This is a genomic window from Paraclostridium bifermentans, assembly GCF_019916025.1.
GTDB classification, from domain to species: domain Bacteria; phylum Bacillota; class Clostridia; order Peptostreptococcales; family Peptostreptococcaceae; genus Paraclostridium; species Paraclostridium bifermentans.
Genome location: NZ_CP079737.1, coordinates 2673660 through 2691245, shown reverse-complemented (window position 1 = coordinate 2691245; position 17586 = coordinate 2673660). Strand labels below are relative to the sequence as shown.

At 29.9% G+C, this 17586-nt stretch carries 15 protein-coding genes, 1 pseudogene and 2 other annotated features; of the genes and pseudogenes, 15 read left to right on the top strand and 1 reads right to left on the bottom strand.

All coding sequences use genetic code 11. The annotated features are described in order from the left end of the window. The first annotated feature begins 7 nt into the window (after window positions 1–7). From KXZ80_RS13000 to KXZ80_RS12930, 15 genes and pseudogenes are all read left to right on the top strand, one after another. Window positions 8–793: a YlmH family RNA-binding protein gene (locus KXZ80_RS13000; RefSeq protein ID WP_021433864.1), complete on the top strand. Its 786-nt coding sequence runs from the start codon at window positions 8–10 to the stop codon at window positions 791–793. A gap of 12 nt (window positions 794–805) precedes the next feature. After that, on the top strand, window positions 806–1315 hold the full coding sequence (locus tag KXZ80_RS12995; protein ID WP_021430014.1) for a DivIVA domain-containing protein: 510 nt from the start codon (window positions 806–808) through the stop codon (window positions 1313–1315). Window positions 1316–1376: 61 nt separating this feature from the next. Beyond that, window positions 1377–1610 (top strand) — a binding site (T-box leader). A 52-nt stretch (window positions 1611–1662) separates the two neighbouring features. Next, window positions 1663–2151, top strand: a pseudogene (locus tag KXZ80_RS12990) (class I tRNA ligase family protein); the annotation flags it as partial. A gap of 139 nt (window positions 2152–2290) precedes the next feature. Beyond that, complete coding sequence (locus KXZ80_RS12985; RefSeq protein WP_021433862.1) at window positions 2291–2506, top strand: hypothetical protein; 216 nt, start codon at window positions 2291–2293, stop codon at window positions 2504–2506. 916 nt (window positions 2507–3422) lie between these two features. Then, window positions 3423–5390 carry a group II intron reverse transcriptase/maturase gene (gene ltrA / locus KXZ80_RS12980; protein ID WP_021433861.1) on the top strand — a complete coding sequence of 656 codons (1968 nt, stop codon included), beginning with the start codon at window positions 3423–3425 and terminating at the stop codon, window positions 5388–5390. A gap of 56 nt (window positions 5391–5446) precedes the next feature. Next, window positions 5447–8098, top strand: coding sequence for an isoleucine--tRNA ligase (gene ileS / locus KXZ80_RS12975; protein WP_021433860.1), 2652 nt, complete (start codon window positions 5447–5449; stop codon window positions 8096–8098). A 241-nt stretch (window positions 8099–8339) separates the two neighbouring features. Further along, window positions 8340–8570: a binding site (T-box leader), on the top strand. A 64-nt stretch (window positions 8571–8634) separates the two neighbouring features. Beyond that, window positions 8635–9333 (top strand): 5'-methylthioadenosine/adenosylhomocysteine nucleosidase, encoded by a 699-nt coding sequence (locus tag KXZ80_RS12970; protein ID WP_021433859.1) that lies wholly within the window; start codon window positions 8635–8637, stop codon window positions 9331–9333. A gap of 12 nt (window positions 9334–9345) precedes the next feature. Further along, window positions 9346–10350: a tryptophan--tRNA ligase gene (trpS, locus tag KXZ80_RS12965; protein ID WP_021430009.1), complete on the top strand. Its 1005-nt coding sequence runs from the start codon at window positions 9346–9348 to the stop codon at window positions 10348–10350. Between the two features lie 155 nt (window positions 10351–10505). Continuing rightward, a complete protein-coding gene (locus KXZ80_RS12960; RefSeq protein WP_021433858.1) occupies window positions 10506–10907 on the top strand; it encodes a DUF5665 domain-containing protein in 402 nt (133 codons plus the stop codon). 9 nt (window positions 10908–10916) lie between these two features. Further along, window positions 10917–11408 carry a TraR/DksA C4-type zinc finger protein gene (locus KXZ80_RS12955; protein WP_021433857.1) on the top strand — a complete coding sequence of 164 codons (492 nt, stop codon included), beginning with the start codon at window positions 10917–10919 and terminating at the stop codon, window positions 11406–11408. Between the two features lie 15 nt (window positions 11409–11423). Continuing rightward, window positions 11424–12158 (top strand): polysaccharide deacetylase family protein, encoded by a 735-nt coding sequence (locus KXZ80_RS12950; protein WP_021433856.1) that lies wholly within the window; start codon window positions 11424–11426, stop codon window positions 12156–12158. A gap of 111 nt (window positions 12159–12269) precedes the next feature. Further along, the gene (gene lspA / locus KXZ80_RS12945; protein WP_021433855.1) at window positions 12270–12713 is read left to right on the top strand and encodes a signal peptidase II; all 444 of its coding nucleotides are present in this window, start codon (window positions 12270–12272) and stop codon (window positions 12711–12713) included. Window positions 12714–12721: 8 nt separating this feature from the next. After that, entirely contained in the window at window positions 12722–13633 is a 912-nt protein-coding gene (locus KXZ80_RS12940) for an RluA family pseudouridine synthase (RefSeq protein WP_021433854.1), read from the top strand. A gap of 257 nt (window positions 13634–13890) precedes the next feature. Further along, window positions 13891–14424 carry a bifunctional pyr operon transcriptional regulator/uracil phosphoribosyltransferase PyrR gene (pyrR, locus tag KXZ80_RS12935; RefSeq protein WP_021433853.1) on the top strand — a complete coding sequence of 178 codons (534 nt, stop codon included), beginning with the start codon at window positions 13891–13893 and terminating at the stop codon, window positions 14422–14424. Between the two features lie 100 nt (window positions 14425–14524). Continuing rightward, window positions 14525–15772 (top strand): uracil-xanthine permease family protein, encoded by a 1248-nt coding sequence (locus KXZ80_RS12930; protein WP_021433852.1) that lies wholly within the window; start codon window positions 14525–14527, stop codon window positions 15770–15772. A gap of 28 nt (window positions 15773–15800) precedes the next feature. Here the strand turns inward: KXZ80_RS12930 and KXZ80_RS12925 are convergent, their stop codons facing one another. Then, entirely contained in the window at window positions 15801–17570 is a 1770-nt protein-coding gene (locus KXZ80_RS12925) for an Rqc2 family fibronectin-binding protein (protein WP_021433851.1), read from the bottom strand. Window positions 17571–17586: the final 16 nt, after the last annotated feature.

The window sequence follows — 17586 nt, the reverse complement described above, 5'->3', positions numbered from 1 at the left end:
TTAAATTATGGACAAGGTATCATTAACAAATCATATTAAAGATATAGATTTAAAAAATAAGATGTTTAAGGTAATAGATAAAGCATATTCTTGTATCAAAAGCTATGATATTAAGTATACTGATTTTCTAAATCCTTATGAAATAAAAAATTCTATATCAATATTAAATAGTTTCGACGATATAAAATATAGGGTTGATGGAGGCTTTGAAGAAGCTGAAAGAAGAGTTATTACTATATTCCCTTATTATATGGAATATAAAGATGTACAATCACCTATAAAAGTGTTACAAATAGAGGGCAATTTTAAATTTAAAGAGATAAAGCATAAAGATTATTTAGGTTCTTTACTGGGTCTAGGTATAAAAAGAGAAAAAATAGGGGATATAAATATACATGATAACTTTTGTCAGGTTATTGTAAGTAAAGATATCTCAGATTTTATTATTATGAATTTAGAAAAAGTTGCTAGAAATAGTGTTAAGGTAAAGGAAATTCCCGAAGATGATATAGCATATTCCAAACCTAAATACAAAGAAATATCATTAACTGTATCATCACAAAGATTGGATTGTTTGATAAGTGGGATATACAATATTTCTAGACAAGAAAGTTTGAAGCTTATAAATACAGAAAAAGTTTTTGTTGATTATGAAAAAATAATATCTACATCAAAAACAATAGAACGGGATGCTCTTATATCAGTAAGAGGTAAAGGTAGAGTCATAATAGCCGATATAGGAGATATAAGTAAAAAAGGAAAAATAAAATTAAAAGCAAAATTAATAATATAGGGAGGGGAATACATGCTAACTCCAGTGGATATTGAAAATAAAGAATTTAAAAAAGGTATACGTGGATATAGAGAAGATGAAGTAGATGAATTTTTAGATTTAGTAAAAGAAGACTTCGAAAACGTATATAGAGAAAACCTGGAATTAAAAGACAAAATAAGAATGTATCAAGAGCAAGTAAGTAAGTTTGAAAACATAGAAGAAACATTAAAGGCAACACTTATAACTGCTCAAACTGCAGCTGAGGATACATGTAGTGCTGCAAATAAAAAAGCTAAGATAATAGTTGAAGAGGCTGAACTTAGATCAAGACAAATAATAGGACAAGCTAATAATAGAGTTATTGAAATAAGAAAAGAATATGATTCTATAGTTAAAGAGTTCAAGATATTTAGAAATAAATTTAAATCATTATTAGAAGATGAAATTAGAAGTGTTGATGATATTTTTTCAGACATAGATGAAAATGGAGTTCAAAGAATAGCTGAGCTTCAAAAAGAATTATCAGATGCTTTAGAGTAAAAATATATTGACTATTTGAACAATTTATTATAAAATTTCATACATATAAACTAATATTATAATAAATGCTATGATGGAGAGAGTAGTTTTTAGATAGTTTTACAGAGAGTTGGAGAAGCTGAGAACCAATAAATTTATAAAAATGAAGATCACTCCTAAGCTGCAGGCTGAACGATTAAATCTATTAAGCTGAGCCGGTTAAATACCGTTATATTGAAAGAGTGTTACAAATGTAGTCTAATTATATACATTTGTAAAATTAGGGTGGTAACGCGAGTAATAACTCGTCCCTTTCCAGGGACGGGTTTTTTTGTGTAAAAAATAAAATCAAAGGAAGGTGGATTTTAATGGCTAAATTTAAGTCGTTAGTAGATTCTTCTGTAAAAGAAGCTGAAGCTAAAGTATCTGATTACTGGAATGACATAAATATGTTAGAAAAAACTTTAGAAAAAGGAAAAGATGATCCTAGTTTTGTATTCTATGAAGGGCCTCCAACTGCAAATGGAAACCCAGGAATACACCACGTTATAGCTAGAACTTTAAAAGACTCTGTTTGTAGATATAAAACTATGAATGGATATCAAGTAAAAAGAAAAGCTGGATGGGATACACATGGATTACCAGTAGAAATACAAGTAGAAAAAGAATTAGGTTTATCTGATAAGCAACAAATCGAGGCTTATGGATTAGACAAATTCAATAAAAAATGTAGAGAGTCTGTTTTCACATTTGAAAAACAATGGAGAGACATGACTGAAAGAATGGCTTATGAAATAGACTTAGATAATCCATATATAACTTTAGATAATAATTATATCGAGTCTGTATGGTGGATATGTGTGACACGTTTATAGACGTGAAAAGTTGTAAATAAATTACAACACGAAGTCTATAGCGTTAAATTTTGAGATTATAAAATAATCTCCTTCTAAGGAAACATATTGTTATAAAACCACCCTAAAGGAGTTGAACAATATGGAAATAGAAGAACTAAAGAAACAGAGAGATTTAGCTTTAGGTGATGTATTGAAATACAGTCTTGGAGAATACCTTGACTGGCATCTTACAGAAGCAGAGCGAAAACTCGAGGATATAGAGAATAAATTAATATTCGAAATATCTAAACAACAACAGTTTCGTAAAGTAAATTTAACGATAACTGATAAATCGAGAAGTCAAATGAGAGAGTAACGCCTCGAAGGGCTTCCCCTGAGACTTGTGGCAGGCATGGAAATGATTAAGCACAGAAGTGTCTGAAGCCCACTAAAGGCGGCTGAGAACAACCCTAACTGTAGTTATTATAACTGCAACGGAAATGCGAACCAGAGGTGGTCGAGTTGTGATAGGCCGGGGGTCAATGTATAACTATGATTAGAATGGTATGAAATTACTGACGAATACTCGAATGTACAACTCTTTACTTTTAATGCATAGAAATGTGCATAAATAAATAATATTGTGAGGTTAATTACGATTGTTGTGTAGGAACAACCTTGATACGTTATAGGCGTATGATGCAATAGAGGGTTATAGAGTAAATCTACGGTTATACGATATATAAGCATGGATAGAATTAATAAAATTAAATATGACGAAACGCCGAATGTACGACTCTTGAACCATAACCTATAGAAATGTAGGTGATTTAATTAAATCGCTTGTGGGTCATTCTACATGTATCCCATGAATGTCCTGTTAACCTTACAGGGGTTATCATACGAGCAGGGTCAAAGGTGTGTCCTAACCTTATATAATGATAGATTTATCGGAACGTGGGAAGCCAATGATAGGGAGGACTTAATTCCTATGAACTAGTGATATGGAAAGTATAAATATTTTCAATCAAGTGTTTATATATAACATATCTTAACATTGGTGAAAGTAGAGGCGTGGTACCTGTGAAGTGGGGATAACAAGCCATGGAGGGACGGCCTCAAGTCATTGATTGATGAAACTCACAATCATTTATGTAATTTAACTATTATAATTAATTACGACATTAGGTTCGTATCTTAAGATACAAGTAAGACTAAGAGAAGATGAACTTCCTCCCTGTGATTTATTTAGTTCGCTAAATACATCATAGGAAAGGGCGTGACGCTGACTAATGACGAATTCAAACAAGAGTAAAAAGTTAGATTTAGATTTTAATGAAAAAGATGTTTTGAAGATAAAGCGTAAAATCAGAGCCACTGAGTACTATGGGATGCAAGAAACTTTTGATAAGTTATATGCCCAAAGTGGTAATGGTAAGAAATTTAATAATTTAATGGATATTATATCAAGTCGAGAAAATATACTTTTAGCTTATAGAAGTATAAAAGCTAATACAGGGGGTACAACTGCTGGTACTGATGGACGTACAATTGACTATCTAAAAGAAATGGAAACTGAGGAATTAGTTAACCGTACCAAAAGGATGTTAGAAAATTATCAACCTAAGTCGGTAAGAAGAGTACATATTCCTAAAGCGAATGGTAAACTAAGACCATTAGGTATACCATGCATTCAAGATAGACTAGTCCAACAGTGTATAAAACAAGTACTAGAGCCTATATGTGAAGCAAAATTCAATAAACATAGTTACGGATTTAGACCAAATAGGAGAGCAGAACATGCAATCGTTGATTTCATGGGTAATGCCAACCTAGGTAAAAATCACTACGTAGTAGATGTGGATATAAAAGGATTCTTTGACAATGTGAACCATGAAAAGTTGATAAAACAAATGTGGTCGCTTGGAATACAAGATAAGAACCTTATAGAAGTTATAAAGAAATGTTTAAAGGCTCCTATATCGGAAACTGACAAACAGAATAACACTACTATAACATATCCTACTAGTGGAACGCCACAAGGTGGGATTTTATCTCCCTTACTATCTAATATTGTACTGAATGAATTAGATTGGTGGATAACAAACCAATGGGAAAACATCACTACCAAACGTAATTACAAATTGTCGCCAACAGGTGGTCAGTCTAATAAATTCAGAGCCTTACGAAACACTGGCTTGAAAGAAGGATACCTAGTTAGATACGCAGATGATTTTAAAATTTGCTGTAAAACTAAAGATGAAGCAACTAGATGGTATCATGCAGTAACACAATGGCTAAAGGAAAGATTGGGTTTAGATTATGCACCAGATAAGTCGAAAATAACTGATTTAAAGGTGGGCTCTTCGGAATTCTTAGGATTAAGATTTAAGCTAAAGCAAAAGGGTAATAAGTGGGTAATAAACTCATGGATGACTGCTAAAGCGAAAGATAATATGATAAAGGATTTAAAAGACCAAATCAAAACGTTACAACGTAACACCACGATTAAAAACGTAAATTTACTAAACTCCAAAATCCTTGGTCGACATGAATACTATAAGATGGCGACACATGTAAATCTCGATATGACAGATATACACTTTAAATTATCTAAAATGCTATACAATAGATTCAAAACAAAGAAAAAGCACACGAAAAAGAAAATTAACGGTAGAAAAGTTAAGAAATATGAGTATGTTGCCAATGAAACTTATAAAAAGTTGTATGGACAATATAACTATAAACCAACTGTTGTATGTAAAATGCCAATATTCCCTATTGGAGGAATTACTCATAAAAACCCTATGGGATTTCAAAATGAGATAACCCCTTATAGTGAAAGAGGTAGAGAACTAATTCATAAGAATCTAGAATGTGTCAATCCAAATGACTTAAGGTATATTATAGAACATCCAATTGATAAAATGAGTGCCGAATATAATGATAATAGAATCTCGTTATTCAGTGCTCAATGGGGTGCTTGTGCTTTAACTGGACACCCATTGGATGTGACTGATATGGAATGTCATCACAAAACACCTAGACACTTAGGAGGTACGGATATATTTGCCAACTTAATGTTAGTAAGTAAAGATGTACATAAGTTAATACATGCAACTAAAATAGAAACAATAGACAAATATCTTAATAAGATATTACCGTTAATAGAAGAATCACGCTTTAGAAGTTTCATAAAAAGACTAAATAAATACAGGGAGAATGTCGGAAATAATTCGATTGTGATTAACATTAATTGATGATGGAACGCCGTATGAGGTGAAAGTCTCACGTACGGTGTGGGGTGGGGGAAAAGATGGAGATAACTTCAAAGTCTTACCTATCACTATTAGATAAGTTCAACAAAGAAGGATACGTATATGAAGGTCATAAAATACTTCCATACTGTCCAAGATGTGGAACAGGTCTTGCATCTCATGAGGTTGCACAAGGATATAAAGAAATAAAAAATAATACAGTAATAGCTAAGTTCAAGAGAAAAGATGCTGATGAATATTTCTTAGCATGGACAACAACTCCTTGGACATTACCATCAAATGTTGCTTTAACAGTAGGTGCTGAAATAGACTATATAAAAGTTAAGCAAAATGACGAAATATACTATGTTGCTAAAGCTTTAGCTAATAAAGTTTTAGGAGAAGATTATGAAATTATAGAAGAATTAAAAGGTAAGGATTTAGAGTTCGTTGAATATGAACAATTAATGCCATTTGTTGAAGCAGATAAAAAAGCATTCTTTGTTACTTTAGGTGACTATGTAACAACAGAAGATGGTACAGGAATAGTTCATACAGCACCAGCATTTGGTGAAGATGACTACAATTTAGGAAGAAAATACGATTTACCAGTGTTACAACCAGTTTCAGAAGCAGGTAAGTTTACAACTACTCCATGGGAAGGCAAATTTGTAATGGAAGATGGTGTAGACGTTGAAATTATAAAATGGTTACACGGAGAAAATAAATTATTCAGCAAAGAAAAGGTAGCTCATAACTATCCTCACTGCTGGAGATGCCAAACTCCACTTTTATACTATGCAAAACCAAGCTGGTATATAGAAATGACTAAGCTAAAAGATCAATTAATAGCAAATAATAAAACTGTTGAATGGTATCCAGGTTTCGTAGGAGAAGGAAGATTTGGTAACTGGTTAGAAAATTTAAATGACTGGGCAATATCTAGAAGTAGATACTGGGGAACACCATTAAATGTATGGAAGTGTGAATGCGGTCATAAAGAATCTGTAGGATCAAGAGAAGAGCTTGCTAATAAAGCTATAGAAGATATAGATCCAAAAACTATAGAATTACACAGACCATATGTAGATGATATACACTTTAAGTGCGAGAAGTGTGGAGGCACTATGACTAGAGTAACAGAAGTTATAGACTGTTGGTTTGACAGTGGTTCTATGCCATTTGCACAACATCACTACCCATTTGAAAATAAAGAAAACTTTGATGATTTATTCCCAGCAGATTTTATATGTGAAGGTATAGATCAAACTAGAGGATGGTTCTACTCATTACTTGCTATATCTACTTTCGTTACAGGTAAAGCTCCATATAAGAGAGTTTTAGTTAATGACTTAGTACTTGATAAAGAAGGTAAGAAAATGAGTAAATCAAGAGGAAATACAGTAAATCCTTTTGAATTATTTGATCAATATGGAGCAGATGCATTAAGATGGTATTTACTATATGTATCTCCACCATGGACTCCAACAAGATTTGATGTAGATGGATTAAAAGAAGTTCAAAGTAAATTCTTAGGAACTATGAAAAATGTATATAACTTCTTCACATTATATGCAAATACAGATAATATAAATCCATCAGAGTTCTTCGTTGAATATAAAGATAGACCAGAATTAGACAGATGGATATTATCTAAGTTTAACAACTTAAAGAAAGAAGTAGAAGAAAACTTAGAAATATTTGAATTAAATAAAACTGTTAGAATGGTTCAAGAATTTATAAATGAAGATTTATCTAACTGGTATATAAGACGTTCAAGAAGAAGATTCTGGGCTACTGAATTAACAGAAGATAAAAAGTCAGTTTATAATACAACTTACGAGATATTAACAGAGCTTTGCAAGTTAATAGCTCCATTTACACCATTTATAGCAGAAGAAATATATAGAAATTTAACTAATGAAACTTCAGTTCACTTAGCTACTTATCCTAAAGCTAATTTAGATTTAATAGATAATAACCTAGAAGAAAAAATGGATTTAGTTAAAAACTTAGTTACATTAGGAAGAGCATCAAGAGAAGCTACTAGAATAAAAGTTCGTCAACCTATACAAAAAGTATTAGTAGATGGAAAATATGAAGGTACTATAAGTGATGTTGTTGACTTAATAAAAGAAGAACTTAATGTTAAAGAAGTTGTATTTGCTAAAGATTTAGGAGAATATATGAACTTTACATTAAAACCAAACTTCAAAGTTTTAGGACCTGTGCTTGGAGCTAAGATGAAATTCTTTGCTGGAGCATTAAATAAACTTGATGCAAGTGAAGTTGTACCTAAGCTAGAAGCTGGAGAGTCTATAAGTGTAGATATAGACGGAGAAGAATTTGAGTTTAATAAAGATCATGTATTAATAAATATATCAGCTAAAGAAGGGTTTAATGTTACTATGGAAAACAACCTATTTGTAATATTAGATACAACTTTAAATGAGACTTTAATAAATGAAGGATATGCTAGAGAATTTATATCTAAAGTTCAACAATTAAGAAAATCTAGTGACTTTGATGTTTTAGATAATATAGATATTGATTATTGTTCAGATGATGAAATAGCAAATGCTATAAATGAATACTCTGAATATATAAAATCAGAAACTTTAGCTTTAAACATAAATAGAGTTGATGATGAAACTATAGAAAAACATAACTTAAATGACCACATGACAGGTATAAAAGTTACAAGAAAATAGTTTAAATTGAAGAAGTTGTACCAAAATAGTAGTATGAATAGGATAAATATATAAGTTTTGCTTCCAAAGCTAAAAAGAAGCTTTAAAGGTCGCTAAAACTTATATATTTACTATTTAATAACTATTTTGAGACAGCTTCTTTTTTATGGGAATTAGGTGGTAGAAAAAAATATGTAGTTTAAATGGTTGACTTTTTTTAGATTAAAACATATCATATAAAATAAATATAAAAATATAATATAAAAATCCAGTGAAGAGGATTAGTAATTAAATTTCTTATTTAATACAGAGAATTGAGGTAGCTGAGAACTCAATATAAATAAATTTAATGAATGGACCTTTGAGGAATTAGGTGAAATTTAAAGAGTAGCTGATATCGTGACTGCACGTTATAGCAGAAATTATTAAGTGATATGCATATAAAAATGTATATAATTTAGGTGGTACCGCGGAAAATATATCCGTCCTATTTATTTAGGGCGGATTTTTTAATTATAAAAAAATAAAGATTAATAACATATAGGAGGAATTTAGAAATGAACAAAATAGGAATAATAGGTGCAATGGATGAGGAAGTAGATATATTAAGAGATATAATGGACATAGAAGAAACTATAGAAAAAGCTAGTTTAAAATTTTATGTAGGAAAATTAGAAAATAAAGATATTGTTTTAGTTAGATGTGGAATAGGTAAAGTAAATGCTGCATTATGTGCCCAAATATTAATAAGTGAATTTAAGGTAGATGCAGTTGTTAATACAGGTGTAGCAGGAGCATTAAATGAAGAACTAGATGTATATGATATAGTTATATCTACAGATGCGATACAACATGACTTTGACACTACTGTATTTGGTGATAAAAAAGGTATGATACCTAGAATGGATAATTCAATATTTAAAGCAGATGAAAAATTAATAAATGCGGCTTATGAATCATCAAAAGCAGAAGTTAAAACTCATAAAGTTTTAAAAGGTAGAGTTTTAAGTGGAGATATATTTATAAGTAGCAAGGAATTAAAAGATGAACTAGTAAAAGAATTTAACGGATACTGTGGAGAAATGGAAGGAGCTGCTATAGCACATGTATGCTATGTGAATCATACTCCATTTGTAGTTATAAGAGCTATGTCAGATAAAGCAGACGGAAGTGCAGATGTAACATATGAAGAGTTTGTAGGTCAAGCAGCTCACAACTCAAAAGATATAGTACTTAGAATGTTAAAAAATTTATAGGAGGCATTAAATATGAGTGAAAAGAAAATAATATTTAGTGGGGCTCAACCATCAGGTAAATTAACATTAGGAAATTATCTTGGAGCTATAAAAAATTGGAAAGAATTACAAGAAGATTATAACTGCTATTATAGTGTAGTAGATTTACATGCAATAACAGTTCCACAAGAAGCTAAAAATTTAAGAGCAAATACAATGCAGTTATTAGCTCAATACATGGCAAGTGGTTTAGATCCAGAAAAAAATACTATATTCATACAGTCACATGTTAGTTGTCATACAGAGTTAATGTGGATTTTAAATACAATGACATATATGGGTGAGTTAAGTAGAATGACTCAGTTTAAAGATAAATCTCAAAAAAGCGAAGCCAATTTAAATGCAGGATTGTTTACTTATCCAGTTCTAATGGCTGCAGATATATTATTATATCAAACAGATTTAGTGCCAGTTGGAGAAGATCAAAAACAACATCTAGAGTTAGCTAGAGATTTAGCAAATAGATTTAACAACAGATATAGCCCTACATTTAAAGTTCCAGAACCATATATACCAAAAGCTGGAGCTAGAGTAATGAGCTTACAAGAACCAACTAAAAAAATGAGTAAATCAGATGAAAATGAAAATGGATATATATTATTAGTTGATGATGCTGATACAATAAGAAGAAAAATAAAAAGAAGTGTAACAGATTCTGTTGGAGTAGTTAGATATAGTGATGAGCAACCAGGTATAAAAAATCTTTTAGATATATACTCAAAACTAGACAATAAATCTATAGAAGATGTAGTTGCTATGTATGAAGGTAAAGGATATGGAGATTTTAAAAATGACGTTGCTGAAGTAATAGTAGAAACTTTAAAACCTATAAAAGACCAATATGAATACTTACTTTCAAATAAGGATTACCTAGAAGATATATATGCTAAAGGTGCTCAAAAGGCAGAATATCAAGCTAGAAAAACCCTAAGAAAAGTTTATAAAAAAGTTGGATTGATAGAAAAGAAATTTTTATAAAATTAAGATTGAAAGCCCTATTTAATAGGGCTTTTTTTGTGTAATAAAACATTAATTAAGTACTATTAGTAAAGCAAATTCTTGTATTTAAAATATAAAAGTTGGAATAATAAAATTGTAAAAAGTTTTTCTATGTGAAGAGGACGTGTTAAGTTTTGAAGCGATATAGATTAGGAAATAGAAAAAATGAAAAAGAAATATATATAGAAGAAGTTAAAGCATTGAGTATGAAAGAGATTGATAAAAGAATCCATGGAAATGATGAATCTAGTGCACTATTAAAAGCACTTGAAATTGCAAATAATAGAATAGACAGTCTGTTATATATGTTTGAAAGAAGTAGAATTATGGATTATATGATTTTAACAGATAGTAGAAGACGAATGTTTGCAATTAACTTTATAGCAGGAATTGGGAAAGGTTTTGGGCAAGCTATTGGATTCAGTTTTCTTACAGGTTTAGTTTTATATATTGTATCTAAATGGGTTAACTTACCTATTATAGGAGAATATATAGCTGAATTTTTAGATATGGTAGATAATTTTAGAGGAAGGTAGAGGATTATTATGAATAATAAAAAATATGAAAAGATGTTATTAGAAGAAAAAAATAATATAATAAATTTAGTATCAGAAATGGAAGATAACACTGTATTTGGAAACACTACTGAACATACAAGTGAGAAGTACACATCAGGTGAGCTTTCAAGTTATGATAATCATCTTGCGGATATAGGAAGTGAAGTATATATGCAAGAGATGCAAAATAGTTTAACTAATCATGAAAAATTTAAGCTAAATGAAATTGATAATGCCCTATATAAAATACAAAATGGATCTTATGGAATTTGTGAAAGTTGCAAAAAAGGTATAGAGGAAGATCGCTTAGATTTTATTCCAGAAACTAGATTATGTGTAGATTGTGCTAAAAAAGAAGAAAGACCAGTAAATAATATAGAGAGTGTTAGTATAAAAGATAATTTTAGTGGACCTAATTTATTTACACGAGAAGTTAAAGATTTAGTTGATATGAATAGAGATATGAGAGATGACTACTAGAAAAGAGGCGGTAATATGAAGAAGTTAATTATACCTATATTTTTTTTGATTTTAGCATTAGGTATATTTAATATGCCAAAGTCAAATGAAACTGAAGTTTTTAATAATAAAAATAATATATCAAAAAAATATGAAGATATAATAATTAAAAGAGGTAGTGATCAGAAAAAAGTTATAGCTTTAACCTTTGATGATGGTCCTGATGAAGATTTTACACCACAAATACTAGACATACTTAAAAAAAATAATGCAAAAGCCACATTTTTTGTAGTAGGTCAAAAAGTTGGGTGGAATCCTGAAATTGTAAAAAGAGCATTTGATGAGGGGCATGAAATTGGGAATCATACATTTACGCATATAAATGTATGCAATAATTCACCTGAAAAGCTTAATAGTGAAATTATAAAAACTCAAGAAATTATAAAAAAAGTTACAGGTAAAGAACCAACTTGGTTTAGACCTCCATATAGAGCAATAAATGAAAGCTTATTTAACTTAATGAAATCAAAAGATATGAAAGTTGTGTTGTGGTCTGATTTTGATGCTAGAGATTGGAGTAATCCTGGAGTTGGAAATATTATAAGTACAATAGAAAAAAATGCGAAAAATGGTAGTATAGTTTTACTTCATGACTACAACAGTATAAGAAATGATAAATCACAAACTATAAAAGCTTTAGAATGTATAATTCCAGAGTTACAAAAACAAGGATATGAATTTGTAACTATATCAGATCTTGTTAAAGAATAAATCAAAGAGAGATAGCAATTGCTATCTTTTTTTGATATTAACATGTATTGCCCATATATATGTTAATATATATAATATATATAGATTAAAACAATTGAGGAGGATATTTTTTTGATATATATACTTATTATATTAGGCTTAATAGGATTAGATCAAATATCTAAATTTTTAGCTGTAAAGTATTTAGTTAATATAGGGAGTATACCTATAATTAAAGATATATTTCATTTAACATATGTAGAAAATAGAGGAGCAGCATTTGGAATGTTTCAAAATAACCAAATGATTTTTGTAGTGGTTGCTTTGGCTGCATGCATATTTGGATTATATTATCTATACAAAAAGCAACTAAACTTACTTGGTAAAAGTGCTATAATTCTTATAATAGCAGGAGCTATAGGGAATCTTATAGATAGAGTAAGATTAGGATTTGTAGTAGATTATTTTGATTTTAGAATAGTTTGGAACTATGTATTTAATGTAGCAGATGTATTTGTAGTTATAGGAACTATATTATTATGCATATACATAATATTTTTTGAAAATGACAAGTAGGTGAAATTATGGAAGAAGTAAGACAATTTTTAGTTATAGATGAAGAAGAAGGCGATAGGCTAGATGTGTATTTGTCTGGACAGTTAGGTGAAATGTCTAGGAGTTATATACAAAAGATTATAAAAGATAAAAAAGTTAAGGTTAATAATAAAATTGAAAAAGCAAAATACTTGGTAAAAGAAGATGATCATGTAATTATTGAGATACCAGCACCAAAACTTCTTGAAGTGACTCCACAAGATATACCGATTGATATTGTTTATGAAGATGGCGACTTATTAATAGTTAATAAACCTCAAGATATGGTTGTTCATCCAGCGCCTGGAAACTATGATAATACGTTAGTAAATGCAATTTTATATCATTGTAGAGAGAATTTATCTTCTATAAACGGAGTGATAAGACCTGGGATAGTACACAGAATAGATAAAGATACGTCTGGTCTTTTAATGATTGCAAAAAATAATAAAGCACATAATTCGCTAGCAGAACAGCTAAAAGATCATTCAATAACTAGAGAATATGAGTTTATATGCCACGGAGTTATGAAAGAAGATAAAATAACTGTTGATAAACCTATTGGAAGAAATCCTAAAGATAGATTGAAGATGGGTATCGTTAAAGATGGAAAAAATGCAATTACTCACTTTGAAGTCATAAATAGATATGAAAACTTTACTCATGTTAAGGCAACTTTAGAGACTGGAAGAACACATCAAATAAGAGTTCATGCATTATCTTTAAATCATCCTTTATTAGGGGACCCTCTATATGGTCCGAAAAATAATAAGTTTGGGATAAAAGGACAAACCTTACATGCTAGAAAGTTAGGTTTCATGCATCCTACAACTAATGAATATGTTGAGTTCAATTCAGAACTTCCAAAATATTTCAGTGACTTAATATCTAAAATGAAATAAAAGTGGTTGTTAAAAGTAGTTTATTAGTATATAATTATAAAAAATGAATGTTACCTTTAATTGGTCCAGAGAGATCAAAAGGCGAGAGAATGAGAACTTATAGAAAATATAAGATTCTTTATATTTGATAAGTATAGCTTCTTGCCTAAGGGTAAGAAGCTTTTTTGAGTAACGGGACGTAAGCTTGCCGAGCGGACGTTGACGATATGAGCTAAGCGAATTTTTACAACTTAACCTTATGACAAAGGAGGATTTTAATGAAAGAAAAGGCGCAATTAATGGATGAAAAAGCTATGGGAAGAGCTATAACTAGAGTAAGCCATGAAATTATAGAGAAAAATAAAGGTGTAGAAGATGTTGTTTTAGTAGGAATAAAAACAAGAGGAGTTCCTATAGCAAATAGAATAGCAAAGAAAATACAAAGTATAGAAGATGTATGTGTAAATACTGGTGAAATTGATATAACTCTATATAGAGATGATTTAGAAAAAGTAGATACAGATCCGGTTATAAATGGATCTAATATAAACTTTGATATAAATGATAAGGTTGTAATACTAGTTGATGATGTGTTATACACAGGAAGAACAGTAAGAGCAGCTTTAGATGCAATTATGGATATAGGAAGACCTAAGTCTATTCAATTAGCTGTGTTAGTTGATAGAGGGCATAGAGAGTTACCTGTAAGAGCAGATTATGTAGGTAAAAATGTTCCAACATCAAAACATGAGGTAATTTCAGTTATGTTAAATGAAACTGATGAACAAGATTCAGTAACTATAAACGAGTAAAAGCATAAAATTATATAAGGTTAACACCTTTTAATTCAGTACAGAGATACTGAAAAAGGGAGAATTATTTCTCCCAAACTAAAAATAGGGAGGTTTTTTTATGAAAAAAACAATGTTATCATTACAACATTTATTAGCTATGTTTGGAGCTACAGTTTTAGTACCGATATTAACAGGATTTAATCCAGCGGTTGCTATTTTCTGTGCAGGAGTAGGGACATTAATTTTCCATGCATGTACAAAAGGAGTAGTTCCAGTTTTCTTAGGTTCAAGTTTTGCATTTATACCAGTTATAATAGCTGCTAAAGAAGCTCACAATGGAGATTTAGCATATGCTCAAGGTGGAATAATAGTAGCCGGAATTATATATTTAATAATGGCAGCAGTTATAAAAAAAGTAGGTGTAGATAAAATTAAAAAATATTTCCCAGCTCAAGTGGTTGGAGCAATGATAGCAGTTATAGGACTTAACCTATTACCAACTGCAGTTGATATGGCATCAAATAATTTTTTAATAGCAATTATGACATTAGGATTAGCAATAGCAATAAATGTATTTTGTAAAGGATTTATAAAGCAATTAAATATAATAATAGCTGTAGCTATAGGATACACAGTATCTTTAATACTAGGGAATGTAGATGTTTCATTTATGAGTACAAATACGGCTCTTTTACAAATACCACAATTTACACTACCAAAATTTAGTTTACAAGCTATAGTTTTAATTGCACCTGTAGTTTTAGCGGTATTCATGGAACATATAGGAGACATGACTACTAATGGAACTGTAGTAGGAAAGAATTTCATAGAAGAACCAGGGCTTCACAGAACGTTAATGGGAGATGCATTGGCTACTATTATGGCAGGATTTTTAGGAGGACCAGCAAATACGACTTATGGAGAAAATACAGCAGTACTTGCTATAACTAAAAATTATGACCCATCAATATTAAGAAGAACTGCTATATGTGCAATATTACTAGCATGTGTAAGTAAGTTTGGAGGGTTTTTACAAAGTATACCTACAGAAGTTATGGGTGGAATAAGTATAATGTTATTCTCAATGATTTCATATGTAGGGTTAAAAACAATAAACGATAGCAAATGTGTAGAAAGTAAAAAGAATATAATAATAATAGCTACTATAATGGTAATCGGCTTAGGAACTACTTACTTAAGTAATAAAGGAATTGTTATAGGAATACCTGTAACTAAAACTGTTACAATTACAGGGCTAAGTTTAGCTGCAATAGTAGGTATTATACTAAATAGAGTATTAAATAAAGAAGACTTTAAAAAGGATGTTGAGAAAGAATCAGCAGTTCTTAACTCTCAGCTTATATAATTATAAATATAAATAAAAAAAACAGGGTTTAACCCTGTTTTTTTAATTTAACTACTAACTCTTCAGATGGAGTTACATAAATAGTACTATTTGTTTCATATATAACCATTCCTGGTTTAGAACCATTTGGTTTTTTTACATTTTTCTTTAAGGTATAATCAACTGGAACTTGAGCTGACATTTTAGATTTGCTAAAAAATGAAGCTAGCATTGCTCCTTCAAAAATAGTTGATTCAGGTATTTCCTTACCATCTGATTTTATTATTACGTGAGAACCTGGGATGTTTTTAGTATGCATCCATAAATCATCATTATTAGCGACTCTAAGAGTAAGAAAATCATTTTGCTTATTGTTTTTACCTACCAAGATTGTAAACCCATCAGAAGATAAAAATTCATTTGGTTTAGTCGTTAAAGTATTTTTCTCTTTTTTTGATTTAACCTTGCCACGCATATATCCAAGTTTTTGAAGTTCTTCTTTTATATCGTTAAGTTCAGCTAGGTTATCACAGTTATCTATACTAAGCATTATATTTTCAAGATAATCAATTTCTTCTAAGCTAAGTTCAACTTGAGCACTTATCTCTTTCTTTGCATGTTTTAATTTAGTATACTTTTTAAAGTATTTTTGAGCGTTCTCAGATGGAGTTAAGTTTGGGTTTAAATCGATTTTTACTGTAGAACAGTTTTCATCATAAAAATTTTGAACCTCTACAGACTTCATTCCCTTTTCCACCATATAAATATATGAAGTTATAAGTTCGCCCTTAACTTTGTAGATTATAGCATTATCAGATTCCTTAAGTTCTAATTCTTGTTTCTTTAATTTATTATAAAGTCTATCTAGTTTTATAGATATGCTTTTCTTAAAGTCTGATGCACGTTGATTTATTCTTTCCTTAGCATCTTTATTTGAATAGAAGCTTTCTATTATTGATGAAATACTTTCATTATGAACAACTTTTAAGTCATTAAATAGAGAAAGATTTATACAACTAAAATCTAAAAGCTTATCAATAAAAGGATCTAAAGCTAAGCATGGGTTATAATTTGCGTCTTTGACGCTCTGCATAACATTTATAAACTCTTTGTGTAGCCTGTTAAAGCTTTCATCATTTAAATCAGAAGCTAGCATAGCGCTATCTAAATTTGATCTAAAGCATATTTCCTTAGACACAGTCGGACTTATACCTAAAAATTTAGAATATATAGATTTTAATATAGGACCATTAAAATCTTGAAGTAATTCTTTAAACTGATCTATAGAAATTAATTCAAGTGGATCTAACTTATCTTGAGCAGGAGGCAGTGTATATGTTATACCTGGAAGAAGTTGTCTAACCCTACTAATACTAGGAGGTATTCTTTTTATTGAATCGACTATTTTATCTTCTTCATGAGTCAAAATTATATTACTGTGTCTTCCCATTATTTCTATTATTAAATCTTTAGTAGTTTTTGATTTTAATTCATCTAAAGATTCAACCGTAATTTTTACAATTCTCTCAAATCCAATTTGAGAAACGCTAACTATGTTTCCGCTTTGGATATACTTTCTAAGTAACATACAAAACATAGGAGCATTCATAGGATTTTCCTTTTTATAAGAACTAGAAAGGTAAATTCTAGGATTAGATGAGCTTGCACTAAGTACTAGCTTAAAATTCTCTTTATTGTTTCGTATATGTAAAACTATTTCATCGTTTTCTGGTTGATATATTTTATCTATTTTTCCTCCAACTAACTTAGAAGACAGTTCATCACAAATTGAATGAACAACTAAACCATCGAATGCCATAATATCATTCCTTTCA